This is a genomic window from Sphingomonas phyllosphaerae FA2 (assembly GCF_000427645.1).
Taxonomy (GTDB): Bacteria; Pseudomonadota; Alphaproteobacteria; order Sphingomonadales; family Sphingomonadaceae; genus Sphingomonas; species Sphingomonas phyllosphaerae.
Genome location: NZ_KE386571.1, coordinates 350218 through 376817, shown reverse-complemented (window position 1 = coordinate 376817; position 26600 = coordinate 350218). Strand labels below are relative to the sequence as shown.

21 protein-coding genes are annotated in these 26600 nt (G+C 69.0%); 8 read left to right on the top strand and 13 right to left on the bottom strand.

Annotation, left to right across the window (positions count from 1 at the left end; all coding sequences use genetic code 11):
- Nucleotides 1-63 precede the first annotated feature (63 nt).
- Nucleotides 64-2148: a ComEC/Rec2 family competence protein gene (locus SPHPH_RS18680; RefSeq protein ID WP_238303258.1), complete on the bottom strand. Its 2085-nt coding sequence runs from the start codon at nucleotides 2146-2148 to the stop codon at nucleotides 64-66.
- A 176-nt stretch (nucleotides 2149-2324) separates the two neighbouring features.
- Between SPHPH_RS18680 and gltX the strand changes: the two genes are divergently transcribed.
- From gltX to SPHPH_RS0102165, 3 genes are read left to right on the top strand one after another with little or no spacing between them, the layout of a single operon-like run.
- Nucleotides 2325-3773 carry a glutamate--tRNA ligase gene (gltX, locus tag SPHPH_RS0102175; protein WP_028965213.1) on the top strand — a complete coding sequence of 483 codons (1449 nt, stop codon included), beginning with the start codon at nucleotides 2325-2327 and terminating at the stop codon, nucleotides 3771-3773.
- A gap of 12 nt (nucleotides 3774-3785) precedes the next feature.
- On the top strand, nucleotides 3786-5069 hold the full coding sequence (locus SPHPH_RS0102170; protein ID WP_028965212.1) for a citrate synthase: 1284 nt from the start codon (nucleotides 3786-3788) through the stop codon (nucleotides 5067-5069).
- Nucleotides 5070-5075: 6 nt separating this feature from the next.
- On the top strand, nucleotides 5076-5276 hold the full coding sequence (locus SPHPH_RS0102165) for a hypothetical protein (protein WP_028965211.1): 201 nt from the start codon (nucleotides 5076-5078) through the stop codon (nucleotides 5274-5276).
- Here SPHPH_RS0102165 and SPHPH_RS18675 read toward each other — a convergent pair.
- From SPHPH_RS18675 to SPHPH_RS0102150, 3 genes are read right to left on the bottom strand one after another with little or no spacing between them, the layout of a single operon-like run.
- Entirely contained in the window at nucleotides 5226-6602 is a 1377-nt protein-coding gene (locus SPHPH_RS18675) for a sensor histidine kinase (RefSeq protein WP_037487905.1), read from the bottom strand. The genes SPHPH_RS0102165 and SPHPH_RS18675 overlap by 51 nt on opposite strands.
- On the bottom strand, nucleotides 6602-7702 hold the full coding sequence (locus SPHPH_RS20990) for a DUF2336 domain-containing protein (protein ID WP_156025770.1): 1101 nt from the start codon (nucleotides 7700-7702) through the stop codon (nucleotides 6602-6604). Before SPHPH_RS20990 ends, SPHPH_RS18675 begins: the two co-directional genes overlap by 1 nt.
- A 40-nt stretch (nucleotides 7703-7742) precedes the next feature.
- A complete protein-coding gene (locus SPHPH_RS0102150) occupies nucleotides 7743-8915 on the bottom strand; it encodes a hypothetical protein (protein WP_028965210.1) in 1173 nt (390 codons plus the stop codon).
- A gap of 233 nt (nucleotides 8916-9148) precedes the next feature.
- On the opposite strand from SPHPH_RS0102150, the gene SPHPH_RS0102145 reads away from it, so the two are divergent.
- On the top strand, nucleotides 9149-11347 hold the full coding sequence (locus tag SPHPH_RS0102145) for a coiled-coil domain-containing protein (protein ID WP_238302811.1): 2199 nt from the start codon (nucleotides 9149-9151) through the stop codon (nucleotides 11345-11347).
- A gap of 26 nt (nucleotides 11348-11373) precedes the next feature.
- Here the strand turns inward: SPHPH_RS0102145 and SPHPH_RS20335 are convergent, their stop codons facing one another.
- Together SPHPH_RS20335 and SPHPH_RS0102135 are read right to left on the bottom strand one after the other, a co-directional pair.
- Nucleotides 11374-12066, bottom strand: coding sequence for a PAS domain S-box protein (locus tag SPHPH_RS20335; protein ID WP_051272787.1), 693 nt, complete (start codon nucleotides 12064-12066; stop codon nucleotides 11374-11376).
- Nucleotides 12067-12200: 134 nt separating this feature from the next.
- A complete protein-coding gene (locus SPHPH_RS0102135; RefSeq protein WP_028965208.1) occupies nucleotides 12201-13025 on the bottom strand; it encodes a class I mannose-6-phosphate isomerase in 825 nt (274 codons plus the stop codon).
- Between the two features lie 119 nt (nucleotides 13026-13144).
- On the opposite strand from SPHPH_RS0102135, the gene SPHPH_RS18660 reads away from it, so the two are divergent.
- The 3 genes from SPHPH_RS18660 (at nucleotide 13145) to SPHPH_RS21645 (ending at nucleotide 16068) form a co-directional block, all read left to right on the top strand.
- A complete protein-coding gene (locus SPHPH_RS18660; protein WP_051272786.1) occupies nucleotides 13145-14143 on the top strand; it encodes an outer membrane protein assembly factor BamD in 999 nt (332 codons plus the stop codon).
- A 64-nt stretch (nucleotides 14144-14207) separates the two neighbouring features.
- Nucleotides 14208-15863: a DNA repair protein RecN gene (recN, locus tag SPHPH_RS0102125; RefSeq protein ID WP_028965207.1), complete on the top strand. Its 1656-nt coding sequence runs from the start codon at nucleotides 14208-14210 to the stop codon at nucleotides 15861-15863.
- A gap of 76 nt (nucleotides 15864-15939) precedes the next feature.
- The gene (locus SPHPH_RS21645; protein ID WP_272944233.1) at nucleotides 15940-16068 is read left to right on the top strand and encodes a hypothetical protein; all 129 of its coding nucleotides are present in this window, start codon (nucleotides 15940-15942) and stop codon (nucleotides 16066-16068) included.
- A 227-nt stretch (nucleotides 16069-16295) separates the two neighbouring features.
- Here the strand turns inward: SPHPH_RS21645 and SPHPH_RS18655 are convergent, their stop codons facing one another.
- Nucleotides 16296-16634 (bottom strand): hypothetical protein, encoded by a 339-nt coding sequence (locus SPHPH_RS18655; protein ID WP_037487902.1) that lies wholly within the window; start codon nucleotides 16632-16634, stop codon nucleotides 16296-16298.
- Nucleotides 16635-16645: 11 nt separating this feature from the next.
- Nucleotides 16646-18097, bottom strand: a complete 1452-nt coding sequence (locus SPHPH_RS0102110) for a L,D-transpeptidase family protein (RefSeq protein WP_202900628.1) — start codon at nucleotides 18095-18097, stop codon at nucleotides 16646-16648.
- A 210-nt stretch (nucleotides 18098-18307) separates the two neighbouring features.
- Between SPHPH_RS0102110 and SPHPH_RS0102105 the strand changes: the two genes are divergently transcribed.
- Complete coding sequence (locus SPHPH_RS0102105) at nucleotides 18308-21037, top strand: TonB-dependent receptor (RefSeq protein WP_028965205.1); 2730 nt, start codon at nucleotides 18308-18310, stop codon at nucleotides 21035-21037.
- Nucleotides 21038-21318: 281 nt separating this feature from the next.
- Here the strand turns inward: SPHPH_RS0102105 and SPHPH_RS0102100 are convergent, their stop codons facing one another.
- The 5 genes from SPHPH_RS0102100 to SPHPH_RS0102080 form a co-directional block, all read right to left on the bottom strand.
- Nucleotides 21319-21966: a glutathione S-transferase family protein gene (locus SPHPH_RS0102100; RefSeq protein WP_028965204.1), complete on the bottom strand. Its 648-nt coding sequence runs from the start codon at nucleotides 21964-21966 to the stop codon at nucleotides 21319-21321.
- The gene (locus SPHPH_RS0102095) at nucleotides 21963-22805 is read right to left on the bottom strand and encodes a class I SAM-dependent methyltransferase (protein WP_028965203.1); all 843 of its coding nucleotides are present in this window, start codon (nucleotides 22803-22805) and stop codon (nucleotides 21963-21965) included. Before SPHPH_RS0102095 ends, SPHPH_RS0102100 begins: the two co-directional genes overlap by 4 nt.
- A 28-nt stretch (nucleotides 22806-22833) precedes the next feature.
- Nucleotides 22834-23907: a recombinase RecA gene (recA, locus tag SPHPH_RS0102090; protein ID WP_028965202.1), complete on the bottom strand. Its 1074-nt coding sequence runs from the start codon at nucleotides 23905-23907 to the stop codon at nucleotides 22834-22836.
- A 113-nt stretch (nucleotides 23908-24020) separates the two neighbouring features.
- A complete protein-coding gene (locus SPHPH_RS0102085) occupies nucleotides 24021-24854 on the bottom strand; it encodes a 4-(cytidine 5'-diphospho)-2-C-methyl-D-erythritol kinase (protein ID WP_028965201.1) in 834 nt (277 codons plus the stop codon).
- Nucleotides 24854-26548 (bottom strand): tetratricopeptide repeat protein, encoded by a 1695-nt coding sequence (locus tag SPHPH_RS0102080; protein ID WP_081668444.1) that lies wholly within the window; start codon nucleotides 26546-26548, stop codon nucleotides 24854-24856. Before SPHPH_RS0102080 ends, SPHPH_RS0102085 begins: the two co-directional genes overlap by 1 nt.
- Between the last annotated feature and the right edge of the window lie 52 nt (nucleotides 26549-26600).

Below are 26600 nucleotides of genomic sequence, written 5' to 3'. Positions count from 1 at the left end.
CGCAACGACTTAGCGCAGCTCGCCAAACAAAACCCACTATCGTCCGGCGCCGCACGCAACCGATCACGGCCGTGTCACCTTCGAGCCCGCAACAGGCAACATTGACAACCACCTCGCCAACATCGACGAGCCTTCTGCCTCCTTCCGCGTCTGATACCGACCGGCGTTCACCCAGGGGTGCCGGTCCCCCGCCGCGCGCACCGTCGCGACCTGCCCGGTCGCAAACGTCACCCGCACCCCGCCGGTCCGCGCCAGCGTTGCCCGGTCGAGCGTCAGCCACCGCCCCCGACACGCGCGCGGCAATCGCCGCTCGCTGACCACCACATCCGCCCGCCGACACAGCGAAATCAGCGCGTTGGCCGGCACCAGATACAGGCTCCTTGTCGCCAGCACCCGCCACACCCGCCCGTCGGCATGCCGCTCCATCCAGCACAAATCACGATTGCACCACGCGCCCGGTGCCTCGCTCAGCAGCTCTGGCACCCCGTCCAGCCCGCCCGCCTCGGCGAGCAGATCGCGAACGTAATCCCCTGTCCGATCACGCAAAATCGCCACGCCGCCATCATCGCCCCGCAGCGCCAGATGCCGCCCGTCCCCGGTGACGATCAGGTCCGGCACCGGCGTCGCGATCGTCCAGACGGCCCCGATCACAACCGGCACCAGCCCGAGGTAACGCCACCGCGTCCGCCAGATCGCCAGCCACAACCCGCCCGCCACCATCGCGGCAAATGCCGCCTGCGGCATGACCGGCAACGCTGTCACCGCCCCCGGTGCCGCCGCTACCGTCCTCGCAATCCACAATAAAACTGCCAGCGCCCGATCGGCGACCCACCACCCCGGCGCGCCCGCTCCGACCAGATCGAGCAGCAGCGCCAGCGCCTCGGCCGGCATCACCACGAATGTCGTCAGCGGGATCGCGACGATATTGGCGATCGCGCCATAAAGACCCGCCTGATGAAAGTGATAGACCGCGATCGGCATCAGCGTCAGCTCGACGAGCAGCCCGGTCAGCAACAGCGACGCCGCCCCGCGCAACACGCCACGCCACCGCGACTCCTCATGCTCGCCCAACCACGCCCGGACCCACGGATGCTCGTGAAACGCGATGATCGCGGTAACCGCCGCAAACGACAGCTGAAAGCTCGGCCCCACTACCGACTCGGGCCAGCAGAGCAAAACCACCAGCGCCCCCGCCGCGACCAGCCGCAACGTCAGCGCCTCACGTCCCAGCACCAGCGCCACCAGCACCATCAACGCCGCGACGCAGCTGCGGATCGTCGGAACCTGCGATCCCGTCAGCCAGGTGTAACCGATCGCCGCCACCGCCCCCGCCGCGGCGGCGACCAGCGGCAGCCGCCCGGTCAACGCCAGCCGCGGCGACAGCGCGAGCAGCCGCAGCGTCAGCCACATCACCAACCCGACCGCCGCGGTGATGTGCAAGCCACTGACCGACAATAGATGCGCCAGCCCGGCACGCCGCATCGCATTGGCATCGCCCTCATCGATCGCGCCGATATCGCCGGTGGCCAGCGCCGCCGCAATCCCGCCCGCGCTGCCCGCCAGCCGCGCCTCGATATGCCGGGTCAACGCCGCACGAATGTCACCGGCGTCGGTCGGGGCCGGCGTGATGATCGTCACCGGCGCAAAGCCCCGGCCGGTCGCGCCGAGCCCGGAGAACCACGCGACCCGCGCAAAATCATAGGCGCCCGGCACGGCGGGGGGCGCGGGGGGCATCAGGCGGGCTCGCACACGGATCACCGCACCGCGCGCCAGCCCGTCCGGTACCGTCGGCGCTTCGAGATTAACCCGCACCCGCGTCGGCGGGGGATCCTTTCCATCCCATTCCGACACCGTCAGCGTCACCCGGGTCAGCCGCCGTGCCGGTAATGGCTCGACCTGTTCGACGCGCCCGCTCAGCCACGCGATCGCCGGCCGGGTCAGCACCGGCGCGGCGACCCGCTCGGCGCGCGCCCAGGTCAGCGCCAGCCCCGTTGCGACCGCCACCGCGAGCACCGCCACCAGCACCGCTGCGCGCCCACCCCGCGCCGCGGCCAGCGCCGCCGACGCGACCGCCAGCGCCAGCAACAGCACCGCTGCCCAGCTCCGCAGATCGGGCAGCACGAACCACGCCGCCGCGCCCGCCCCCATTGCCACCGGCACCCAGAGAACGAGTTGATCGCGCTCCGCCTCCAGCCGGCGTTCGATCGCGGCCTGTATCAAAGCGATGCCGTGCGCGGCGCGTATTTGAAGCGCCGACGATGCTTTGCTAGAGGCGGGCGCGGCTGAACTGGCCATCCGATTATCCAGCCTGGGAGCAAGCGCGCTTGAGCGCAACCGACAAAACCGCCAGCGCGGACGGCCGCGCCGTCGTCACCCGCTTCGCCCCGTCGCCGACGGGGTTCCTTCACATCGGCGGCGCGCGCACCGCGCTGTTCAACCTGCTGTACGCGCGCCATCATGGCGGCACGTTCCGGCTGCGGATCGAGGATACCGACCGCGCCCGCTCGACGCAGCCCGCGATCGACGCGATCCTGTCGGGGATGCGCTGGCTCGGGCTCGATTGGGACGGCGAGGAGGTCTATCAATTCGGACGCGCCGATCGCCACGCCGCGGTCGCGCAGACGATGGTCGAGCACGGCCACGCCTATCGCTGCTATCTAACGCCGGACGAGCTGGACGCGATGCGCGCCGCGGCACAGGCCGCCAAGCAGCCGCTGCGTATCCGCTCGCCGTGGCGCGATCGCACCGACTATCCCGCTGACAAGCCGTACGTCGTTCGGTTGCGCGCGCCCACTGAGGGCGCGGTGACGATCGACGACCGCGTCCAGGGCAGCGTTACCGTCCAGAATGCCGAACTCGACGATCTCGTCCTGCTCCGTTCCGATGGCACGCCGACCTATATGCTCGCGGTGGTGGTCGACGACCACGACATGGGCGTGACGCACGTCATCCGCGGGGACGACCACCTCAACAACGCCTTCCGCCAGTTACCAATCTATCGCGCGATGGACGCGATCGAAGGCGGCTGGCCCGACCCGGTCTATGCGCACATCCCGCTGATCCACGGCAGCGACGGCGCGAAGCTGTCGAAGCGCCACGGCGCGGTCGGAATCGAGGCGTATCGCGACGAACTGGGCATCCTGCCCGAGGCGCTCGACAATTACCTGCTCCGGCTCGGCTGGGGGCATGGCGATGCCGAGATCATCTCGCGCGACGAGGCGATCGAATGGTTCGACCTCGCCGGGGTCGGCAAGTCGCCGAGCCGCTTCGACCTGAAGAAGCTCGAGAACCTCAACGGCCATTACATCCGCGCTGCCGACGATGCGCGGCTGGCCGATCTCGTCGCCGAGCGACTCGCTTTCGACCACGACGATACCCGGCGTTCGATCCTGCGCACCGCGATGCCGTCGCTCAAGCCGCGCGCCGCAAACCTCAACGAGCTGACCGACGCCACCGCCTTCCTGTTCGCCGCGCGTCCGCTCGCGGTGGAAGAAGCCGCGCAGCCTTTGCTTGCCGGCGAGGCACCTGCCTTGCTCTCACGCCTGCACACGGCGCTTGACGCGGTGCACAACTGGGATACGGAGACGACCGAAGCGGTGGTGCGTTCGGTGGCCGAAGACGCGGGCGTCAAGCTCGGTCAGGTCGCCCAGCCCCTCCGCGTCGCGCTGACCGGCCGCAAGACCTCGCCGGGCATCTTCGACGTACTCGTCCTTCTAGGACGCGCGGAAAGCCTGGCCCGCATCGCGGACCACATGACCCCGACCGGGGCCTGACAGGAGAAGATCATGACCGAAGCCGCAAAGTTCACGCTGTCGGGCAACGAGCTCGACTATCCGGTCCTTTCGGGCTCCGTCGGCCCGGACGTGGTCGACATCCGCAAGCTGTACGCGCAGACCGGCGCCTTCACCTACGATCCGGGCTTCACCTCGACCGCCTCGTGCCAGTCGAAGCTGACCTATATCGACGGCGACGAAGGCGTCCTACTCCACCGCGGCTATCCGATCGGCGAGTTGGCCGAACAGTCCAGCTTCATGGAAGTCTGCTACCTGCTGCTCAACGGCGAGCTGCCCGATCAGGGCGAGCTGGACTCGTTCTCGCACACGATCACCCGCCACACGATGGTGCACGAACAGCTCGCGCAATTCTTCCGCGGCTTCCGTCGCGACGCCCACCCGATGGCGATCATGTGCGGCGTCGTCGGCGCGCTGTCGGCCTTCTACCACGATTCGACCGACATCCACGATCCGCAGCAGCGCATGATCGCGTCGCACCGGCTGATCGCCAAGATGCCGACGATCGCGGCGATGGCGTACAAGTACAGCGTCGGGCAGCCGTTCCTGTATCCGGACAATTCGCTGTCCTACACCGGCAACTTCCTGCGCATGACCTTCGGCGTGCCGGCCGAGCCCTATGTGGTGAACCCGGCGGTCGAAAAGGCGATGGACCGGATCTTTATCCTCCACGCCGACCATGAGCAGAACGCCTCGACCTCGACCGTCCGTCTGGCGGGCTCGTCGGGCGCGAACCCGTTCGCGTGCATCGCGGCGGGCATCGCCTGCCTGTGGGGCCCGGCGCACGGCGGCGCGAACGAGGCCGCTCTCAACATGCTGCACGAGATCGGCACGCCCGAGCGTATCCCCGAGTTCATCGCGCGCGCCAAGGACAAGAACGATCCGTTCCGCCTGATGGGCTTCGGCCACCGCGTCTACAAGAACTACGATCCGCGCGCGACCGTGATGCAGAAGACGGTGCGCGAGGTGTTCGAGGCGCTGAACGTGCAGGACCCGCTGTTCGAGACCGCGCTGCGGCTGGAAGAGATCGCGCTCAACGATCCGTATTTCGTCGAGAAGAAGCTGTTCCCGAACGTCGATTTTTATTCGGGCGTGATCCTGTCGGCGATCGGCTTCCCGACCAGCATGTTCACCGTGCTGTTCGCGCTGGCGCGCACCGTTGGCTGGGTGGCGCAGTGGAACGAGATGATCACCGATCCCGACCAGAAGATCGGCCGTCCGCGTCAGCTCTACACCGGCCCGACGCAGCGCAGCTACGTGCCCGTCGCGCAGCGCTAAGCCCGCATGTCCCGGCTCCGCCCGATCCTGACCGTCGTCGGTGTGCTCTGCACGCTGATGGGCGCGCTCTGGATCGCGCAGGGGCTGGGCTATGTGAATTGGCCGCGCTCCAGCTTCATGCTGGGGCGCGGCATCTGGGCGGATTACGGCAGCGGCCTAGCGATCTTCGGCTTGCTGCTGATCCTGCTCGCCCGGCGCCTGCGCTGAAGCGGCGGGCAGCGCGAGCGTGAAGCACGCGCCCTGCCCGAGCTCGCTTTCGACGGTCAGCGCCCCGTCCATCGCCTGAGCCAGCCGCCGCGCGATATAGAGGCCGAGGCCACTGCCCCCCGGCACGCTGTCATCGCCGCGCACGAACTTCTCGAAAATCCGCGCCTGCTCGGGCGGCGCGATCCCGCGTCCCTCGTCGGCCACCAGCAGCCGCACCTGCGCGTCGCGGCGCTTGGCCCGCATCCGCACCACCCCGCCCTCGGGCGAGTAATCGATCGCATTGCCGAGCAGGTTGAGGACGATCTGCAACGCGCGCCGGTAATCGCCCAGCGCCATCGCGCTCGCCTCGCCCGCCAGCGGCGCGATCGTCACCGCGCGCGCCGCTGCGCGTGCCGCCAGCAACCCCGCCCCCTCGCGCGCGACCGCCGCCAGATCGAGCGGCATGCGCGCGACGACCAGATCGCCGCGTTCGATCGCCTCCATGTCGACGAGATCGTCGACCAGCCCCATCAGGTGCCGACCGGCGCTGGCGATGTCCGCGGCATAGTCGCGATAATGCGCCCCGACGCCCGCCTCGTCGGCGCCGCTGATGCTTTCGGCCTGCGTGATGATCGTGTCGAGCGGCGCACGCAGCACACGGTGCAGCCGCGCGTTGAAGGCGCCGGTCAGCCCGTCGCGCACCCCGGCGGCGACCCCGGTGTAGACGCCACCGACGAACCCCGCGAACCCGCCCGCCGCGTCGTAGCGGACGCGCCCCGCCAGCGCGACCCGCGCGCCGCTGGCCCGTACCACCGCCGCCTGCCCGCCGAAATCGCGCACGTTCGATACCGATTCGAGCAGCGGCATCGCGCCATCGCCGCGCGCCTCCAGCACGAACAGCGTCGTCAGCGGCTGCCCCAGCACCGCCACCGGATCGATCCCGTGCCGCGCCATCGCGACCGCATCGACGCGCGTGATCCGCAGGCCGCTGTCGACCTCCCACGACCAGGCGGCGTCGGCGGGCGGCTCCGCGGCGACGATCGCGCCGGCCGACGATGTCGCGCACGGCCGCTCGCGCAACAGCGTCGCCGCCAGCGCCACCGTCCCGTCCGCATCGGGCACTGCGCGAACATGCCAGTCGCCATCGCTCTCGTCGTCGCCGATCGCGATCGTGCGCGCGACCGGGACGCGCAGCCCGCGCGCGATCCGCACCAGCGCCGCGACCGCCGCCAGCGCCAGCGCGGCACCGATCCGCCCGCCCGCGCGATCGTTCAGCTCCGCGAAGCACGCATCGCCGCTCAGCACACGGTCGTCGGTATCGAGCAAGGCGTGGAAGGCGCCGCGCATCACATCCCCGCCCGCCCCGCCGGTGCCCGCGCCGCCAGCGCGCGCACCGCCGCGCGGAAGTCGCCCGGCAGCCGCAAGGTCGCGATCGCCGCCGCCGCCGCTGTGGGATCGAGCGCCGCCAACGGATCGAGCACCTCGATCAGCATCGTCACGTCGCGTTCGCGATCCGCCTCCGACAACAGGAAGCCGGCGCGCGCGATCGCATCGCGGTCCAGCGCCGCCGCGCGCAACGCCAGCCACAAGCGATCGCTGGTCGAATCGAGCACCAGCGACAGCGCCGCCTCGGCATCGACGCCGATCGCCTCGGCCAGCAATGCCGCGAACAACGGCGTCCGCGCACTCTCCAGCGCGCGGACCATCAGGGCCCCGCGCTCCGCGACCGTCGGCGACAGGGCATGGACCAGCCGCGCCGCGGCGTCGCGCATCTGGCCTTCGTTGGCGCGCGCGATCCGCCGTTGCGCCGCTTCACACAGCGCCGCGTCCGCCACCGCGCCGCCCTCCGCCCCCAGTTGCTCGCGCAGCGCCGCGGCGACCCACCAGGCGATCCGCGCCTGCGCCGCCGCCGGCAGGATCGCCTGTCGGCCCTCGACCCCCATCCGCCGCTTCCCGTCGGCCAACAGGTAATCGCTCGCTGCCGCGCGCTGCGCCGCGTCGCCGCGCTCGATCAGCATCGTCACCAGCGTCGGCCCCGCATCCGGCGCGCGCAACGCCGCGAGCGATTCGTCGAGCAGATCGACCCGCGCCTGCGCGATCAGCGCCCCGATCAGGTCGGTATCGCGCATCAATCCGGCATCCAGCAGCCGCGGCCACGCCAGCGAGCGATTCGATCCCAGCACGGCCGCCGCCTCGCGCCGCCCCGCCGCCATCAGCGTGCGCGCCGCGTCGCCCGAAATCTGCTGCTCGGTCGCGCCGATCGTCGCCTCGGCCAGCCGCAGCGTCGCCGCGCGCGTGCGATCGTCGAGCCGGCCCGGCTGCGAGAGGAAAATATCCTCGACCGCGACGAACAGACGCTGCTCCGCCGCGCGTTCGGCGTCGGCCGCACAGGATGCAAGCCGCGCAGGATCGCCCATGACGCTGGCATGAGGAGAGGAGGCCGACATGCTCCTCCCTTATCCGGGGTTCGTTAAAGCACGGCTAAGTCTAGCGAAGTCGTTCGACCGCCGCGATCAGCGTTGCGACGGCGTACCCGGCGACCACCGCGATCCCGATCGTCGGATAGCCGAGCAGCGAAAACAGCGTCAGCACCGCCAGATATGCCGGTGCCACACCCCACCACGGCTGGCGTCCGCGCGCGCTCGCGGCGCGCTCTCCGACACCGCCCGCCACCAGCGCGAGCAGCGCGAGCAACCGCGCGGTCGTCGTCGCCGCCGCGCCATCGACGACATGCGCCAGCAGCAACACCGCTAGCGCCGGCGCGATCAGGATCGCCGCGCGGTTCGCGCGCAGCAGTCCCGGCTCGTCGCGGAACAGCGCCAGCGCCCCCGCCAGCTCGGCGGCAAGCACGCTGACCAGCACCAGCGCGAGCCCGACACCGGTGAAGCCGGCGCCGACCGTCACCAATCCCGCCAGCATCGCGGCCCCTGCGCCGGCGCTGCACGCCTCGGTGCCGATCCCGTGCCGTGCGATCCACGGGATCGCCATCCGCGCCAGCGGGCGGAGCACCAGCCGCTCGAACCAGCTCGGCCGCACCGCCATCGACGCGGACAGCACCGCGCGGCCGCGTTCCTCCAGCGCGACGGCACGGCGCTCGATGCCATGCCCCATCGCCATATTGTCCAGCCGCAGCGTCACGTGCCGCGCGCCGGCCTGTTCGGCGGCGTGGAGCAAGGTCGATTGCAGGTCGTAATCCTCGGGCAGCCGCGCGGCATCGGCGACGCGGCCCGCGTCGATCCGCGCCACCCCGGCCCAGGCGGCTCCGCCGCCGACGCGCTCGTATGTGGTCGCCGCCTGCGTGCCCGGCACCACCAGCAACGCATCGCCCGCCTCGCCCGCCATTCGGCTGACGACGTCCTCGGTCGTGACCAGCCCGTCGGCGATCATCACCACGCGAGCCAGCGGGTGCAGCTTGGCGAGAGCGTCGGCGGCACTGCGCACGGTATCCACCGCCACCCCGCGCCGTCCGATCCGCGCCAGCGCGCCGATCAGCTCGGGCGTAAGGCGCGAGACGACCACCACGATCTGCGCCGCGTCGCACGCCACCAGCAACCGCGCCTGATATTCGATCAGCGTCGCCGCCGCGAACGGCAGCGTGGCCGCGAGCATCCCGGAGCGATCCTCCGCTTCGTGGGTCGCGAATAACAGGCCAGCCAGCATGGGCATGGCTGTTAGGGTGGTGTCGAGGGACTGGCAACAATCCCCGACACGACCGTCGCTTGCGCCGAACCGAGCGGCGGATCGCGCCCGAAACGGGTTCCCGGAAACGGTAAACGTGTTACACCCGCATGATGAACGGGGGGCCGTCTTCCATTTTCGACATTCGACCAGCGGGCGCAGAGACGCCAGCAGAGCCATTCGTCCCGACGCATTTCGCGGAGCCGCAGGAATTTGTGACCGATCCCGTCTTTTCCGATGACGACGGTGCCGATGCGCCACTGCGGCGTCGTGCCGTGCTGGGATGGGTCGCGATGGCGATCGCGACGGTCTGGATCGTCGCCTTGCTGTGGATCGCGCGTGACGCGCTGACGACGATGCCGCCGCTCGCGCTCGCGCAATTCGGTGCCGCGATCGCGACCGTCCCGGCGCTGGCCGGGATCGTCTGGCTGCTGACGCTGCGGACCAGCGATGCGGAGGCCCGCCGCTTCGGCGCGACCGCGCGCGCGATGCGGATCGAATCGGCAGCGCTCGAAAGCGCGGTCGCCGCGCTCGGCGACGAGATCGAGGCGCGTCGCTCGGCGCTCGCCGAACAGGTGCGGTTGCTGACGGCGCTCGGCGAGGCCGCGACGGCCCGCCTGGCGGCGATCGGCGACGATCTGTCGGCCGAGATCGCGCGCGCCGACACCCATGCCCGCGCGCTGTCGAGCGCCACCGGCCACGCCGCCGAGCAGCTCGATGCGCTGCTCGGCGCGTTGCCGCGCGCCACCGACGAGACGCGCACGCTGGCGTCGACGATCGATCAGGCCGGATTGGTCGCCTACGAACACAGCGCCGCGCTCGATGCGCAGGTCGCCGCGCTCGCCGCGCGCGGCCGCGAGGCGGAAAGCGTCGCGGGCGGCGCGGCCGAAAAGCTCGCCGCCTATATGCAGCGGATGGAGGCGACCAGCGCCACTGCCGGGCTGCGGCTGGAGGGCGTCACCTCCGACGCCGCGGTCGCGGTCGATGCGTTGCTGGAGCGCACCGCCACCGCAATCGACGAATCGCGCAAGGGGATCGTCGCGCAGGGCGAGGCGATGCTGGCGATGGTCACCGCCAGCCAGCAGGCGCTCGACCATGCGGCGCGCGGCAGCGCCGAGGCGCTCGGCGAACGGATTGCGCTGGTCGAGGTCGTGATCGAGCGGATCGCCGCGCGACTGGATGCGCAACGCGGCGCGGGCGAGATGCTGTTCAGCACGCTCGACGATGCGATCGACCAGGCCGGCGCGCGCTTCGACGCGCTTCACACCGACGGCACCGAGCGCAGCCGGCAATTGGCCGCCACCATCAGCGCGCTTCAGGCGACCACCGAGGCGCTGATCGCGGCAATGGACAGTGGTAACAACACCGCGGAACGCACGATCGCCACCACCGAGCATCTGCTCGTCGCGCTCGACGCGGCGGCGCGCGAGATGGACGAGACGATGCCCGACGCGATCGCGCGGCTCGAATCGCGTGTCGGCTCCACCAAGCAGGTGATCGTCGCCGCCAAGCCCGAGCTGCTGGCGCTCGTCACTGCCGCCGAAAGCACGCACGACGCGATCGAGGCGGTCGCGCAGGTCGTCGCCGAGCAACGCGAAACCGTCGAGACGCTGACGACGCGGCTCAGTGAGGGACTGGAGCGCGGTCGCGCGCAGGCCGGGCTGATCGGCGACGCGGTTCAGGATGCCACCCGTCGCGCCGACGATCTGGCCGAGGAAGCCGCTCCGCGCTTGCTGGAGGCGCTGCTGCGCGTCCGCGAAACCGCTGCGGCCGCCGCCGATCATGCCCGCGAGGCGCTGACGCGCGTCATCCCCGAGGCGGCGAGCGCATTGGAGAGCGCCGGCGTCGCCGCGCTGGAACGTGCGGTGGAAAGCGGCGTGCAGAAGCAGGTCGAGCAGGTCGCGCGGATCTCAGAAACCGCGGTGGTCGCCGCCAGCCGCGCGGGCGAACGGTTGCAGACGCAGCTTGAGGAGATCGAATCGACGATCGCGCTCATCGATCGCCGGCTCGAGGAAGCCCGGACGGCCAATGAGGAGAACGAGCGCGACACCTTTGCGCGGCGTGCCTCGCTGCTGATCGAGTCGCTTAACTCGGCGTCGATCGATCTCACCCGCACCTTCGCGCCGGAAATTTCGGACAGCGCCTGGGCCGCCTATCTCAAGGGCGATCGCGGCGTCTTCACTCGGCGCGCGGTGCGGTTGCTCGACGGCTCCGAACAGCGCGATGTGGCACGTTTGTACGACGAGGATGGCAACTTCCGCGAGCAAGTGAATCGCTACATTCACGACTTCGAGGCGATGTTGCGCACGATCCTGGCGCAGCCCGACGCCTCGCCGCTCGGCGTGACGCTGCTGTCGTCGGACATGGGCAAGCTCTACGTCGCGCTGGCGCAGGCGATCGAACGCCTGCGCTAGGCGCAACCTTCGCAAACATCGGGTCGTTAAAGCCGTTCCGCCGCAAGCAGATAGTCGCGCATCCGCGCCGCTCCCGGCGTGGTCATCCGCAACCGGACACGGCGGCGATCGCTCGGGTCCGGGTCGCGCGCGATCAGGCCTCGATCGACCAGCATCGCGATCTGGCGCAACGCCGTGGTGAGCGACGCCCCCGACGCGACCGCGGCACTGGTGGTATAGCTATCGCGCCCCGCCAGATCCTGTGCGTAAAGATCCAGCAACAGGTCGAAGGCCGGCTCCCCGAACATCTCGTCCTCGAAATAATGCGCCCGCAACCGGCGCTTGGCGAGGATGCGCTCCGCCGCCTTGCGCAGCAGCCGCGTCTCGTCCTCGGGCGGCGGACCGTCGATCAACTCGACCGTCGCCATCATCCGCCGCGTGTTCCCGGCGTGGAACAGGCTGATATGATTGGTTACCCAGAGCGCTCGACCGTCCGCCCCCAGATAGCGCTTCGTGATCGAAAACGGCGTGCCACCGGCGATCAGCGCATCGGCCCGCTCCCGATTGACCTGCCGGTCGTCGGGGTGGGTTAGCTCCAGCACGTCACGCCCGACCAGCGCATCACGCGCATAGCCGAGCGCCACGCCATAGTCCTCGTCGGCATCGACAATGCGCAGATGCTCGTCGGTCAGACAACACAGCAATTTCCGTGCCCCGGCCCGGTCGACGGCCCGATCCATGTCCCCGATTTCCCTGTCCATTGTTGTGGCGCACCGGCCAATGGCCGGGCGCTTTTCATGGAAATATCACAGGAAAAATCGCGGCAATGCAACATGGTTATGGTCGCATACGCGCTCGGCCGTGGATGCGCCGATTACAGCCGTTGATCGCCCGGATAGGCGAACAGCAGGTCGGCATCCTCGGACGCGTGGAGTTGTTCGTTGCCCGTCACCATCACGCATTCACCCGCCTTCCAGGCGATGCCGCCGACCGCGCCTTCGCCGCGGATCGGCACCAGCCAGCCGGTCTTCCCCTCGGGAAGCGCGATCTGACGTTGACCGCCGGTCCAGCGCTCCAGAACGAATTTGGGGCCTTCCACCATGATCTTGCGGCCCGGCGCGGCCTCGCCCGGCTGCGGCGGCGCGACATAGGGCGTGAGTTCGGCGACCGCGACACCGTCGTCCAGGTGCAGCTCACGCGGGCGCCCGTAATCGAACAGCCGGTATGTCGTGTCTGAATTCTGCTGCACCTCGATCAGCGTCAACCCCGCGCCGATCGCGTGGATGACGCCCGAATGGGAGTAGTAAAAGTCTCCGGCCTTCACGGGCTTCCAGTCGAGCTTGTGCTCGAGGCTGCCGTCCTCGGCGGAGGCGCGCAGCTCCTCGCGGGTCATCGGCGCGAGCGGCCCGACCGCGATCGTCGAATCAGGTTCGGCAGCGAGGATCGTCCAGCATTCGTCCTTGCCGCGCGGCAGGCCGCGCTTGTGCGCCTCCTCGTCGGACGGATGATTCTGGACCGACAGCTTCTCGCTGGTGAAGAGATATTTGATGAGCAGTTCGGGCTCTTCCGGGTGCGGCGACTGGAACCAGATCTCGCCGATCGGCTCCGCGCCCGGCGCCGGATCGGGGAAGCCGGGATACAGATGATGCCGCCCCCACGGCTTTTCGACGCGCTTGGTGGCGAGCAGGGTCGCGGGCATGAGCGTAATCCTTCCTTCCGGTTCGCTGACGGGCGCATCAACGCCTTTCCGCTAGCCCCTGTTGCGCGTGCGCGAAAGCCGTTGTTCGCGGGGGTTCCTCTAAGCTAAGAGCCAAGGCGATGCGTACCCTCACCCTTCGCCCGCTCCCTACCCGCTCGCTCGCGATCGGTGTTGTCGCTGCCTTGGCCGTGTCGCTCGCCGGTTGTGCGGGCGGTTCACGCAACCGCGCCGACCTGCCCTATGTCGCCCGCGACGTCGGCACGCTGTACTCCGCCGCCAAGCAGCGGCTCGACCAGGGCCGCTACAAGGAAGCCGCGGCGCTGTTCGACGAGGTCGAGCGTCAGCACCCCTATTCGGTATGGGCGCGCCGTGCGCAGCTGATGGGGTCGTTCAGCTATTACCTAAGCGGCGACTATACGCAGGCGATCCAGGGTGCGCAGCGCTTCCTGTCGGTCCACCCCGGTAACCGCGACGCGCCGTACGCTTATTACCTCGTCGCGATGAGCTATTACGAGCAGATCAGCGATGTGACCCGCGATCAGAAGATCACGCAGCAGGCGCTGGATTCGCTCGGCGAGCTGATGCGTCGTTATCCCACGTCGCGCTATGCCGCCGACGCACGACTGAAACTCGATCTGGTCCGCGACCACCTTGCGGGCAAGGAGATGGAGATCGGTCGCTTCTACGAGCGTCGTCGCCAGTGGCTCGCCGCGACGTTGCGCTTCCGTCGCGTCGTCGATCAATATCAGACCACGACCCACACGCCCGAGGCGCTGATGCGGTTGACCGAAGGCTATCTGGCACTCGGCGTGCGCAACGAGGCTGAGAAGTCGGCCGCGGTGCTCGGTGCCAATTACCCCGGCACCGACTGGTACAGCCGCGCCTACAAGCTGATGAAGGACAATCCGCCCGCCACGATCGCGCCGCTCGCGCCCGGCGAGACGGTCGTCGCGACCCCGGTGCGCGCGGCGGTGCCCGGCGAGGCAACAGGTGCCGCACCGAAGGCCGACGCGCCGCTTCCGTCCACCCCGGCAACCACCGGCGGCGACGCACAGGCCGGCGTGCCGACCCCGGGGGTCAGCTCTCCGTCGCCTGCGACGACGCCGACCGGCGGCTGACCCCGTCGCACCGGAACAAAAAGGGTAACCAACCGCGTTTTTTACGGGTAAGGAGCGGCTCCCCATGCTGACCGCGCTTGCCATTCGAGACGTCGTGCTGATCGAGGCGCTGGAGCTGGAGTTCGGCCCCGGCCTCGGCGTGCTGACCGGTGAAACCGGCGCGGGCAAGTCGATCCTGCTCGACGCGCTGGGGCTCGCGCTCGGGCGACGCGGCGAGAGCACGCTGGTGCGCGCGGGCGCGACGCAGGCGGTAGTGACCGCCACGTTCGATACACCGCCCGCGGTCGCCGCGCTGCTCGCCGACAACGGGCTGGAGATCGATCCCGGCGAGCCGCTCATCATCCGCCGGCTGGTCAAGGCCGACGGCGGCAGCCGCGCGTTCGTCAACGACCAGCCCGTCTCCGCTGCCTTGCTGCGCGAGATCGGGCCGATGCTCGTCGAGATTCACGGCCAGCATGACGACCGCGGGCTGCTCGCCGCCGCGGGGCACCGTGCGTTGCTCGACAGCTATGCCGGCCGCGGCGTGCGCGACGTCGCCAGCGCCTATGCGGCATGGCGCGATGCGCGCGTGGCGTTGGCCGAGGCGCGCGATGCGATCGCGACCGCCCAGGCCGATCGTGACTGGCTGGAGCATGCCGTCGCCGAGCTGGAGGCGCTCGCCGCCCAACCCGGCGAAGAAGAAACGCTCGCCGAGCGCCGCCGATCGATGCAGCGCGCCGAGAAGAGCGCGGGCGAGCTGGAAGCGGTCACCGAGCATCTGGAGGGCAGCGCCGGTGCCTTGAGCCATTTGCGACAGGCGGCCCGCGTCCTGGAGCGGATCGCCGACGATCACCGTGCGCTCGGCGAAGCGCTGGCGGCGATCGACCGCGCGCTGATCGAGGGCACCGTGGCCGAGGAGAAGCTGCGCGATGCCGCGGTCGCGCTGCTCTACGATCCGCGCCAGCTGGAAGAGGACGAGGCGCGGCTGTTCGAATTGCGCGCGATGGCACGCAAGCACCGCGTCCAGCCCGATGCACTGGCGGCGCTTGCCACCGAGTTGCGCGACCGGCTGGTGCGGCTGGATGCCGGCGAACAGGGGCTCGCCGATCTCGAAGCCGCGGTGACGCGGTCGCGCGCCGCTTACGATCGCGCGGCGGAGCAGCTCACCGCCATTCGTGCCGAAGCGGCGGGGCGGCTCGACGCGGCGGTCGCGGGCGAGCTGGCGCCGCTGAAGCTCGATGCCGCGCGCTTCCGCACGGTGGTGGCGCCGCTGGCCGAGAGCGAGTGGTCGGCGGCGGGGCGCGACCGCGTCGAATTCGAGATCGCCACCAACCCCGGCGCGCCGTTCGGCCCGCTGGCCAAGATCGCGTCGGGCGGCGAGTTGTCGCGCTTCATCCTCGCGTTGAAGGTCGCGCTTGCCGAACAGGGCGGCGCGGCGACGATGATCTTCGACGAGATCGACCGCGGCGTCGGCGGTGCGGTGGCGAGCGCGATCGGCGAGCGGCTCGGGCGGCTGGCGCAGGCGACGCAATTGCTGGTCGTGACGCACAGCCCGCAGGTCGCCGCGCGCGGCGCGACGCACCTGCTGATCGCCAAGGCCAGCGACGGCACGGTGACGCGCACCGGCGTGCGCCCGCTGGATGCCGAGGGCCGCCGCGAAGAGATCGCGCGGATGCTGTCGGGAGCGACCGTCACCGCGGAGGCGCGCGCGCAGGCGGAGCGGTTGCTGGAGACGGCGTGAGGCGCGACCGAGATGCCAGTTGCGGGTGGCGCCTTGCCAGTGCAACATCGCGGCAGCGAGCCACGGAAGCACTTATATGGTTTATGAAACCGACCGTCGCAGCCGGACGAAGGCTCTCGTCACCTATGCGGCCGCCCTTTTCTTCGCGGCGATCCTCGGTCTGCTCGTGAGAGTCGGTGTCATCACCGATCATATTCTCTGGTGAGAATAAATCGCGACCATCCTGTCGCTCGCCCAACTGCGCGCAATGCTCGTCGTGGTTCGGATCAGCCCGTTACTTTTGCCTGACGACCGCGACGCGACGTCGTCGGCGACTGGTTGATTAGAGTGTCTAGCCCGGAGAGCCTCTGCCGGGGCGCTCACGCAGGCAGTTCGTAGCGGGCTCGGTCGGCATCGATCGACTTCAACCGCCGAGCCCGCGCAAACCTCCGTTTAGTCCCGCCGCCGCGTTTCGGCCGGGGCGGTATCGACGTCATCCTCGCGACCGCTGCGATCGCTGCGCGCGGTCATGCCGGTCGCCGAGGCGTCGTCCATCATCTGCGCGTCGGGCGCAGCGTCCTCGGGTGGCGGCAGGATCGCAGTATCGTTGCTGGGCGTCGGGCTCGGCTCGACATATGGCGTCGGCTCTTCGGTCGGCGTCGGCTCGGGCGTCGGTTCGAGTTCCTGCACCGTCATGTTCATTTCGGGCGGATCGGGCTCGGACTTGGAACAACCCGCCACGCCCAGACCCAAGAGCGCGACCAACGCCAACCGATGCCGCCATACCGTCATTCGTGCTTCCTTCACTTCGCCGCCAGCGCCTGCGCCGCGGACCGTCGCTCGACCGTAGCAGCCAGCTTGCCGTCCCAGCCATAGGGATCTTCGCGGAACCCGACCTGCCCGTCCGTGCCCGCAAAAGCCGACCAGTAAAGCAGGTAGACGCTGACCGGCTCGGCCATCTTGGCACGCACCGTCTTGCCGGCGGCCACTGCTGCGTCGATCGCGTCGGGCTGCCACTCGGGCGTGGTCGCCATCAGCAATTTGGCGAGGTCCTCGGGCTTCTCCAACCGGACACAGCCGTGGCTGGCAAGCCGGTCGAACTTCGAGAAACCCGATCGCGCCGGCGTGTCGTGAAGATAGACCGCGAAATCGTTCGGGAAATCGAACTTGAACCGCCCCAGCGCGCTTTGCTCGGACGCCTGTTGCAGCCGCTTGCCGCCGTCACCGGTATCGATCACGCGAAAGCCGTTGCGTTTCAGATAGCCGGGGTTGGCGCGCTCCTTCGGCCACAGCTCTTTGGTGGCGATCGAACTGGGCACGTTCCACGGCGGGTTGATGACGATGCTGCTGATCTGCGACACCAGCATCGGAGTTTCATTCCCCGGACGTCCGGTCACCGCTCGCATCGACATGATCGGGCGGTCGCCGTCGAACGCGGTCAGCACCGCCGCGGCGATGTTGACCTGCACGCGCCGCCGGTCGAGCGTCGGCGGCAGCCAGCGCCAGCGTTCCAGATTGGCCATGATCGACTGGATGCGCTGCTCCACCGGCACGTTGAGCGCGGCGAGCGTCTGCGCGCCGACCTGCCCGGCGGGGTTGAGACCGTAGCGACGCTGCGCGCGGCGCACCGCCTCAAGCAACGCAGCGTCGAAGCGGTCGCCGGTGCCGGTCAACTCCGGATCTTCGATCGCCAGCCGCTCACGCAGCCGCGCGACTGCCGGCCCGCTTCTGCCATAGGACGGCGCGACGGTGAGCGTCGGCCAGCCACCTGCCGCCGCGATCTTGCGATAGCGTGCCAGCCCTTCGACGAGCGTATCATACCCCTGATAAGGCGGTGGGAGCGACCGGACCCACGTGGTCAGGCGATCACGCGCGACCGCGTCGGTAAAGCCTGACAGCGGGTCATAGGCGGCTGGTCGAATGCCCCAATCCTTCTGGAAATCGGAGGGCATCAAGCGACCGCCGTGCACCGCGCGCGCATGATCGAGCGCCACGCGCACCAGCGAGGCATTGTCGAGCCGGTCGAGGTCGGTACGCGCCGTGCGGCTCAGCCCTTGCGCAACTTCGTCCTTGGCGATCAGCCGGGCAAGCTCCTGCCGCTGCGCGTCGCTGAGCGTCGGCAGTGGCACCTGCGGCTGGACGAGCGGGATCGGGGCAGGCGCGGCGCTTTCGGGCGTGACCGGCACCTGCGCCCCGGCGGGGGCCGCGGCGACGAGCGCGGCCAGCAAGAGGCTTCGGGAGATAAACGAGTTCATGGCAGCGGGCTTATCACCTTTGATTCGTCGGGTAGAGATGCCGAATCGCGCAATCGCGATTGTCGGCGATGCAGCGGGAGGCGTCATGCCGCATCAACGGATAAGGGCATGAAAGGACGCGTGCTTCGCGCGCAGCGTTAACCATTCTTTATCGGTGGTCCCGTATCAGCACAGTCACAAATTTCGTGAGATGTTACGGGGGGATACCGCATGCGTAAGGCGCGTTTGTATCGGTCGGCGGCGGTGTTGGCGATGATTGCGGCGCCCGCCACGGCGCAGGATCTGCGCGGTGCGGCAGCGAACCAGCCCAAGGACGCCACGCAGGAAGCCTCCCCCAACACCGCCGACATCGTCGTCACCGCGACGCGCCGCTCGGAACGGTTGTCGAACGTGCCGATCGCGGTGTCCGCGTTTGGACAGGCGGCGCTCCAGAATTCGGGCGCGACCGATATCCGGCAGATGACGCAAATCGCCCCGTCGCTGCTCGTCTCCTCGACCGGCAGCGAGGCGAACGCCTCGGCACGTATTCGCGGCGTCGGCACCGTCGGCGACAATCCGGGGCTGGAAAGCTCGGTCGCCGTGTTCATCGACGGCATCTATCGCAGCCGTACCGGCTCGGGGCTCAACGATCTGGGCGAGGTCGAGCGTATCGAGGTGCTGCGCGGGCCGCAGGGCACATTGTCGGGTCGCAATTCGTCGGCTGGCGCGATCAGCATCTACACGAAGCTGCCCGAGTTCAAGTTCGGCGGGATGGGTGAAGTCAGCTACGGCAATTACGACATGGTCCGCGTGCAGGGCGCGCTGACCGGGCCGGTCATCAAGGATTTGCTTGCCTTCCGCATCGACGGTGTCGCCTCGAAGCGCGACGGCTTCCTGAAGGATGTGATCAACAACACGGACTTCAACGACCGCCAGCGCTATTTCGTGCGTGGGCAGTTGCTCTTCACGATCACCCCTGATCTCGCCGTGCGCTTCATCGGCGACTATACGCGGCGTGACGAGAAGTGCTGCGGCGCGGTCTATGCCGATACGCGCGAAAAGGTCGATCCGACGCCCGGCGTCGCCGGCGATTACGCGATCAGTGCCGCCAACCCGATCACCGGCATCCTGCGCAGCCTGGGCGCGGTGCTGCCGAGCGACGGCGATCCGTACAACCGTCGCATCGCCCAGACCGCGGGACGCGCATATAGCAACCTGACCACCGACGGCGGCGTGTCGATGCGCGTCCGCTGGAACCTGGGCGCGACTCAGCTGACCTCGTTGACCGCCTACCGCGAGTATAAGTCGGCCGGCGCCGGCGACATGGATTATTCGAACGTCGACCTGGTCTATCGTCCCGACGACGGGAACAACTATCGCCAGTTCAAGGTCTTCAGCCACGAGAGCCGCTTTTCGGGCACGATCCTCGACAACAAGCTCGATTGGCTGATCGGCGGCTATTACGCGCACGAGGATCTGGCACTGGTCGATAACCTTCATTTCGGCGGGCAATATGGCGCGTTCGCGGCGTGCCGCGCGGTGCTGTCGATCAACCCGACCGCGGCGCTGCGCAACGCCGCCAATCCCGGCTGCCTCAGCGCGGTCGGGCGCGGCGCGCTGACCGCCGGGATCGGGGCGACGGCGGTCGCCGGGCTCGACCGGCTGAGCACGATCAACAACGTCGGCAGCCTGCGCGACGTGTATCGCCAGACGAGCGAAAATTTCGCTTTCTTCACCCACAACATCTATCGGCTGACCGACCGCCTGAACGTGACGCTCGGCCTACGTTATACCAACGAGCACAAGACGCTCGCCGCCGGGTTCAACAACAACAACACCGTGTGCCCCGCGCAGCAATCGGCGCTGCGCCCGCTGCTCGCCAGCAGCAATGCCGCGCTGCGTTCGGTCGCGGGCGGGATCATCACCTTGTCGTGCATCGGCAATTCCAGCGAGGCGCTGTCCCGGCTCGCGCTGGGCGACCAGATCCGCGAGGGGCAATTGACCGGCACCGGCGTGCTGTCGTGGAAGCCGCTCGACTCAACATTGCTCTACGCCTCCTATGCGCGCGGCTATAAGGCGGGCGGCTACAATCTCGATCGCTCGGATCTGAGTGAGACGGTGCTGACCACGCCGGCGGCATCAAGCGTGCGCAACCTGCGCTTCGATCACGAAACGGTGAACGCTTACGAGCTGGGGCTGAAATACACCTCGCGCCAATTCACCGCCAACGTCGCGGCGTTCCGGTCGGAGTTCACCAACTTCCAGCTTAATACCTTCAACGGGACCAGCTACATCGTCCAGAACATCGGCGGCTGCGACAAGCCGCTGAATGGCGCGGACCGCGACAATTCCACCGCGACCGGCGCCTGCACGGGGAAGGTCGGCAAGGGGCTGGTGACGCAAGGCGTGGAGTTGGAGGTCGGGATGTATCCGACGCCGGACGTCACGATAAATCTGGGCTATACCTTGGCCGACGCCAAATATGCGCGCAACCTGGTCGGCAGCAAGTCCGGCGAGCCATTGAGCGCGGCCCTGTTCCTGCTGCCCGGCGCGCAGATGTCGAATGCGCCCAAGCACACCGTCACCAGCTCGGTCAGCTGGACCCCGGCGATCGGCGGCAACGGGATGAGCGCGCTGTTCTATGTCGATGGCCGAATGACGAGCGATTACAACACCGGCTCCGATCTGTTCGTCGAGAAGATGCAGGACGGCTTCTTCCTGATGAACGCGCGCATCGGCTTGCGTGGTGACGAGCAACGTTGGGCGATCGAGCTGTGGGCGCAGAACCTGCTCGACACGAACTACCAGCAGGTGGCGTTCACGGCGCCGTTCCAGGGGGCCGGGTCGCAGGCGCAGGTGCAGGCGTTCGGCAGCCCGAGCTTTGCGACGGCCAATTCGCTGTTCACGTCGTTTCTGGGTGAGCCGCGGACCTACGGCCTGACGCTGCGGACGCGGTTCTGATCGGGTAGGCGCGCTCTGGCTCCGGTCGGGTGGAACTGGCGGTAGGCAGCGCCTCTTCAGCTCAACACCATCGCCACCATTCGTCGGCCGCGGGCGGCGAGATGAAGTACCGCTTTGTCTCTTACCGTCACCCCGGACTTGATCCGGGATCCCGCTCCTGAACCCCGGCCGCGAGGTAGCTCGCGGTCGGATCGGTTTATGGGCGCCCAAATAATAGGCGCGGTCCCCGCATGATGCGTTCCCATCGCGTCCGCGGAAGAGCCGGCGCACGCCGCGCGGCATCACGCATAGGCGTAGGGTCCGCCCGCCGCCAAGGCGCGCTGATAGGCCGGACGGGCGTGGATACGCTCCAGCCAGGCGATCGTGTTCGGCCGGCTGGCATCGAGCCCGGCGCGGCTTCGCGCGGCCTCCAACGGGAAGCTCATCATGACGTCTGCGGCGGTGAAGCTATCGCCGGCAAACCACGGGTGATCCGACAGCGAAGTCTCTACATAATCGAGGTGGCGGTCGATCATCGGCTGAATTCGTGCCGCCACGCGCTTGCCGAGCAGCGGGATGCGCGACACCACCAGCTTCACGAGCAAGGGCGGCATCAACGAGCCTTCCGCATAATGGAGCCAGAAGCGGTAGGCGAGCGCATCGTCGCGCTTTGACGGTGCCCCCAGCTTACCGTCCGCGCGATCGACCAGATATTCGATGATCGCGCCTGTTTCGGCGATCACGCGTGGGCCGATCGCCCCATGTGCTGCGGTGTCCTCGATCACCGGCGACTTGCCGAGCGGATGGACGCGGCGGAGTTCGGGAGGCGCCAGCATCGTCGCCTTGTTCCGCTCGTAGCGTTTTACCTCGTAGGCGATCTCCAGCTCTTCGAGCAGCCACAGGATGCGCTGCGAGCGTGAGTTCTCGAGGTGATGCACGATGATCGTCATGCGACTTCCTTCCCCGCCCGAGCGGTGATGATCCATATCGCAGCGGAGAACGTCACGGCACCGTCGCGTATCCGCGAAGCCAGCACGTCGCGCAGGCGCGTTTCAAGACTTTGGCGCTCCGCGGGCGATGCCGTGGACAGAAGCGACGCCAGCGGACCGATGCGGCGGTAGAAGGCAAGTGCATCCTCGACCGGATCAATACCCGATCCGACGACATAATCGACCCGGTGGAGGCGCAACTGCACGTCCGTCCAACCGGACTGGTGCAACAGCGCGCGCGTGAACGTCGCATCGCCAAGCGCAAACGGCCCGGGCGCATAGGCGCCTTCTACCCGCGGGGACAGGCCGAGTGTGCGTTCCGGCACCGTGACCCATTCATTCTCCGAACGGGCAGCGAAACAGGAAAACACGAGCGGCGCGTCGAGTGCGGTCGCCGCACGCAACACAGAAAAGCCAGCGACCGGGTCGGCGAAGAACATCAGCCCGTGCCGCGAGACGAGCAGATCAAGCGGCGCGAGGGTCGGCAACACCTGCAACACGTCGCCAACGACGAAAGCGGGAGCAGCGGCTGCCTCCCCCACCCTCCACCGTGCAACCTCGATCAGCGACGATGACAGGTCGATGCCGGTGACCTGCAGCATCGGCCGGGCTGCGGCGAGTGCGAGCGTGGTGCCGCCGACGCCGCAGCCAAGATCGACGGCGTGCCCCGAAACAGGCGCGACCGTCGCAATCGCCGCGTCGAGCGCCGCGGCAGTGGCGGAAAAGGCGCGCTCGGTCCGCGCATATTCCGCCGCCCAGACATCGCCGACCCGCCCGCTCCAGTCGGCAGCGCCCGTCATCTGTCCCGCGTCCGATCCGCGCTTGCGATCAGACGTCGTCGTCCTCGCTCGGCCCGGCCATCATTCCGTCGGCGACCTGCTCGGTACGGCCACGGATCGCCTTTTCGAGCCGCTCGGTCATTTCCGGATTTTCGCGCAGGAAGTTCTTTGAATTTTCACGCCCCTGCCCGATCCGCACCGAATCGTAGGAGAACCACGCACCGGCCTTTTCGACCAGCCCGGCCTTGACGCCGATGTCGAGGATCTCGCCGATCTTCGAGATACCTTCGCCGTACATGATGTCGAATTCGACCTGCTTGAACGGCGGCGCGACCTTGTTCTTCACCACCTTCACGCGCGTCGAGTTGCCGATCACCTCGTCGCGGTCCTTGATCGCGCCGGTGCGACGGATGTCGAGGCGCACCGAGGCGTAGAACTTCAGCGCGTTGCCGCCGGTCGTCGTCTCGGGATTGCCGTACATCACGCCGATCTTCATGCGGAGCTGGTTGATGAAGATCACCATGCAGCGCGAGCGGCTGATCGAGCCGGTCAGCTTGCGCAGGCTCTGCGACATCAGTCGCGCCTGCAGGCCGACGTGGCTGTCGCCCATCTCGCCCTCGATCTCGGCGCGCGGCACCAGCGCGGCGACCGAGTCGACCACCAGCACGTCGATCGCATTCGAACGCACCAGCGTATCGACGATCTCCAGCGCCTGCTCGCCGGTATCGGGCTGCGACACGATCAGCTCGTCGATGTTGACGCCCAGCTTCTTGGCATAGACCGGGTCGAGCGCGTGCTCGGCATCGACGAACGCGGCGGTGCCGCCGTTCTTTTGTGCCTCGGCGATGACGTGGAGCGCGAGCGTCGTCTTGCCCGAGCTTTCCGGGCCGTAGACCTCGATCACGCGCCCGCGCGGCAGGCCGCCGACGCCGAGCGCGATGTCGAGCCCGAGCGAGCCGGTCGAGATCGCCTCGACCTGCATCGTTTCCTTCTGACCCAGCTTCATCGCCGAGCCCTTGCCGAAGGCGCGATCGATCTGTGCCAGCGCGGCGTCGAGCGCCTTTTGACGGTCTGTATTCGCGGTTGCCATGCCGGTATCGATCACCTGAAGTTTGGCGGCCATTGCCGTGGAGCCTTTCGCTAGAGCAACCGCGCGCCGCATTCAACGCGCCGTGCCGTTGTATTCAGTTTGTTCCACAAGAACAAGTAGCGAACTTCGCCCTGAATACAAGCTTTTCAGCTGATCGTGGTCGGGCATAGCCACCAAGCGGGTGCCGCGTTTGCGATCGCCGCAGCGGCTGAGTCGCGCGTCGCCGCGTCGTCGAACAGCGCGAAACAGGTCGCGCCGGAGCCGGACATGCGCGTCAAAACCGCCCCTGGTGACGCGGCGAGACCGGAAATAACAGCCCCGATCACGGGTGCGATCGCCTCGGCGGGCGGTTGGAGATCGTTTCTGCCCGCCCGGGCGCGCTCCAGTGTCGTTCCGGTCAGATCGAGCGCGCCCCGATCGACGCCATCCCAATGCGCGAACACCTGCGCGGTCGACACCGCCACCCCGGGGTTGACCAGCAGCGCCGGCATGTCGCCGAGCCCCGCGATCGGCGCGAGCGCATCGCCGCGTCCGCGTCCGAAGGTCGGGCGGCCGAGCAGGCAGGCGGGGACGTCCGCGCCCAGGTCGGCGGCGATCGTCAGCAGCCGTGGCGTATCGACGGGCAGCCCGTGCAGCCGGGCGAGCGCGCGCAGCGTCGCGGCGGCGTCGGCCGAGCCACCGCCGATCCCGGAAGCGACCGGCAGATGCTTGTCGAGCGTCACCGCATGGATCGCGTCGGGAACGAACGCCTGCCGGAACGCCGCCTCGGCGCGTGTCACCAGATTGTCGGCGGCCGGACCGACCGCTTCGGCGAAGGGGCCAGTGACGGCGAAGCTCCGCGTGGTCGCGGGGGCGACCGTCACCCGGTCACCGTCGCGCGCGAAGACGAACAACGTCTCCAGCTCGTGATAGCCGTCCGCCCGCCGCGCGCGGACGTGCAGCGCGAGGTTGAGCTTGGCGGGGGCAGTTTCGGCGATCATCACTGCGGCAGTCCCTGTTTGATCTTGGCGGCGAGCCGCGCGGTTTCGACCGGGGTCGCGGTCGCCTGCGCGGCGGTCCAGGCGTAGCGCGCCTCGTAGCGGCGCCCGGCCTGCCAGTAGAGATCGCCGAGATGCTCGCCGATCTCGGCGCTGAGCGGGTCGCTCTGCGCGGCCCGCTCTACCAACGGCAGCGCGCGCGCCGGTTGACCACGCAGGTACAAGGCCCAGCCGAGCGAGTCGGCGATCGCGGCATCGTCGGGCTTCAGCCGCGCGGCCTTTTCCAGCATTGCCTGCGCCTCGTCGACGCGCTCGCGATGCTGGGTCAGCGCATAGCCCAGATAGTTGAGCGCGAGCGGCTGCTCGGGGCCTTTCGCGACCGCCTTCTCCAGTGCATCGCGCGCCGCGGGCCACCGCCCCGCCCCGTCGAGCGCCGCGCCATATTGCAACCAGTCGGTCCAGTCGGCCGCCGCGCCGGCCTGCTTCACCAGCCGCGCGTAGAGCGGCACGGCCTGCGCGGGCCGATCGAGCCGCATCTGCAGATCGGCGAGCCGCTGGACGTCGCCGATCGGCGTCTTCTTCGACACGGTCAGCGTGTCGAGCAGCGCCAGCGCCTCGTCCTCGCGCCCGCCGTCCGCAAGCATCTGGACGCGCCCCGTGTCGGCAAGCGATGCATAGGGGCTGTCGGCGGGCACTTCGCCGAGCAGCGCCAGCCCGGCATCGAGCGCATCGTCGCCCGCCAGCACCCCGGCGAGCAGCAGCCGCGCGCGATCATTGGCAGGATCGGCGCGCAGCGCGGCGCGCAGCAGCGTGTAGGTGAGCACGCCAGGATCCTCGCCGCTCGCCAGATCGGCGGCGATGCGCGTGAACAGGTGCGCAGCGCCGAAGGCGAGCGTCGGCCGCGCGCCACGGTTCGGCTCGACGCGCAGCGCGGTCGCGCCGGCATCGTCGTCGAGCAACGCGCGGGCCGCCTTGTCCTTGCCCTGCCCGATCAGCAGCCGCGCCGCCGCGACGCGCTCGTCGAAGGCGGCGAGATCGGCCGCGCCGCCCAGCGCGCGCACCGCCGCCACGCCTTCGTCGGTGCGGCCGGTCGCGACCAGGAGCAGCGCGCGCGTCTCGGCGGCGAAGCGCCGTGCGACCGGCTCGTCGCGGGCCTGCGCGAGCGCAGCGAACGGATCGTTGCCCGCCTCCAGCGCGAGCCATGCGCGGAGCGGCGGTGCGAGGATGCGCAGCCGATCGCCATCGAAGCGCTTGAGCGCCGCTTCCGCGCCCGCGCGGTCGCCGTCACGCGCGGCGCGGGCGAGTGTCAGCAGCGCGGTGTCGGAGGGCGCGGCGTTCTGCGCGGCGAGCGCGGCGGCGGCGCGATCGGCGAGCGGCATGTCGCCGGCCCGCACCGCGGCGCGGAAGGTGCGTAGCGCGATCGCGATGTCCTGCGGATCGTCGGCGAGCACGCGGGCATAATCCTGCGCGGCGCTGGAGACGGCGCCGTCCGCTTCGGCGATCCGCGCGCGGGCATAAGCCGCCGGGTCGACCGTCGCCGCCGCGGCGGGCAGCGCGGCGCCGGCGAGCGTCGCGGCGAGCGGGAGCGCGAGGCGGCGGGTAAACGTGGCGGCGGCCTTTCGGATGCGAATGGTCGAGGGCCGGTCGGGGTAGAGGGGGCGGACTGCGAGGTCCAGTGGCGGCGGGCGGCGGGTCATGCGTGGCTTAACACGCGAGGGGGCGGGTGCGTTCAGGGGGGAATGCGGTAAG

Bases quoted from the DNA above. Each gene is read 5' to 3' on its own strand.
- recN (WP_028965207.1), top strand. From the start codon at position 14,208: ATGCTGACCGCGCTTGCCATTCGAGACGTCGTGCTGATCGAGGCGCTG.
- SPHPH_RS18675 (WP_037487905.1), bottom strand. From the start codon at position 6,602: ATGCGCGGCGCCTTCCACGCCTTGCTCGATACCGACGACCGTGTGCTG.
- SPHPH_RS20335 (WP_051272787.1), bottom strand. From the start codon at position 12,066: ATGGATCGGGCCGTCGACCGGGCCGGGGCACGGAAATTGCTGTGTTGT.
- recA (WP_028965202.1), bottom strand. From the start codon at position 23,907: ATGGCCGCCAAACTTCAGGTGATCGATACCGGCATGGCAACCGCGAAT.
- SPHPH_RS0102095 (WP_028965203.1), bottom strand. From the start codon at position 22,805: ATGACGGGCGCTGCCGACTGGAGCGGGCGGGTCGGCGATGTCTGGGCG.
- SPHPH_RS18660 (WP_051272786.1), top strand. From the start codon at position 13,145: ATGCGTACCCTCACCCTTCGCCCGCTCCCTACCCGCTCGCTCGCGATC.
- SPHPH_RS0102170 (WP_028965212.1), top strand. From the start codon at position 3,786: ATGACCGAAGCCGCAAAGTTCACGCTGTCGGGCAACGAGCTCGACTAT.
- SPHPH_RS18655 (WP_037487902.1), bottom strand. From the start codon at position 16,634: ATGACGGTATGGCGGCATCGGTTGGCGTTGGTCGCGCTCTTGGGTCTG.
- SPHPH_RS20990 (WP_156025770.1), bottom strand. From the start codon at position 7,702: ATGTCGGCCTCCTCTCCTCATGCCAGCGTCATGGGCGATCCTGCGCGG.
- SPHPH_RS0102085 (WP_028965201.1), bottom strand. From the start codon at position 24,854: ATGATCGCCGAAACTGCCCCCGCCAAGCTCAACCTCGCGCTGCACGTC.
- SPHPH_RS0102110 (WP_202900628.1), bottom strand. From the start codon at position 18,097: ATGAACTCGTTTATCTCCCGAAGCCTCTTGCTGGCCGCGCTCGTCGCC.
- SPHPH_RS0102105 (WP_028965205.1), top strand. From the start codon at position 18,308: ATGCGTAAGGCGCGTTTGTATCGGTCGGCGGCGGTGTTGGCGATGATT.
- SPHPH_RS21645 (WP_272944233.1), top strand. From the start codon at position 15,940: ATGGTTTATGAAACCGACCGTCGCAGCCGGACGAAGGCTCTCGTCACC.
- SPHPH_RS0102165 (WP_028965211.1), top strand. From the start codon at position 5,076: ATGTCCCGGCTCCGCCCGATCCTGACCGTCGTCGGTGTGCTCTGCACG.
- SPHPH_RS0102100 (WP_028965204.1), bottom strand. From the start codon at position 21,966: ATGACGATCATCGTGCATCACCTCGAGAACTCACGCTCGCAGCGCATC.
- SPHPH_RS0102150 (WP_028965210.1), bottom strand. From the start codon at position 8,915: ATGCTGGCTGGCCTGTTATTCGCGACCCACGAAGCGGAGGATCGCTCC.
- SPHPH_RS0102080 (WP_081668444.1), bottom strand. From the start codon at position 26,548: ATGACCCGCCGCCCGCCGCCACTGGACCTCGCAGTCCGCCCCCTCTAC.
- SPHPH_RS0102135 (WP_028965208.1), bottom strand. From the start codon at position 13,025: ATGCCCGCGACCCTGCTCGCCACCAAGCGCGTCGAAAAGCCGTGGGGG.
- SPHPH_RS18680 (WP_238303258.1), bottom strand. From the start codon at position 2,148: ATGGGGGCGGGCGCGGCGGCGTGGTTCGTGCTGCCCGATCTGCGGAGC.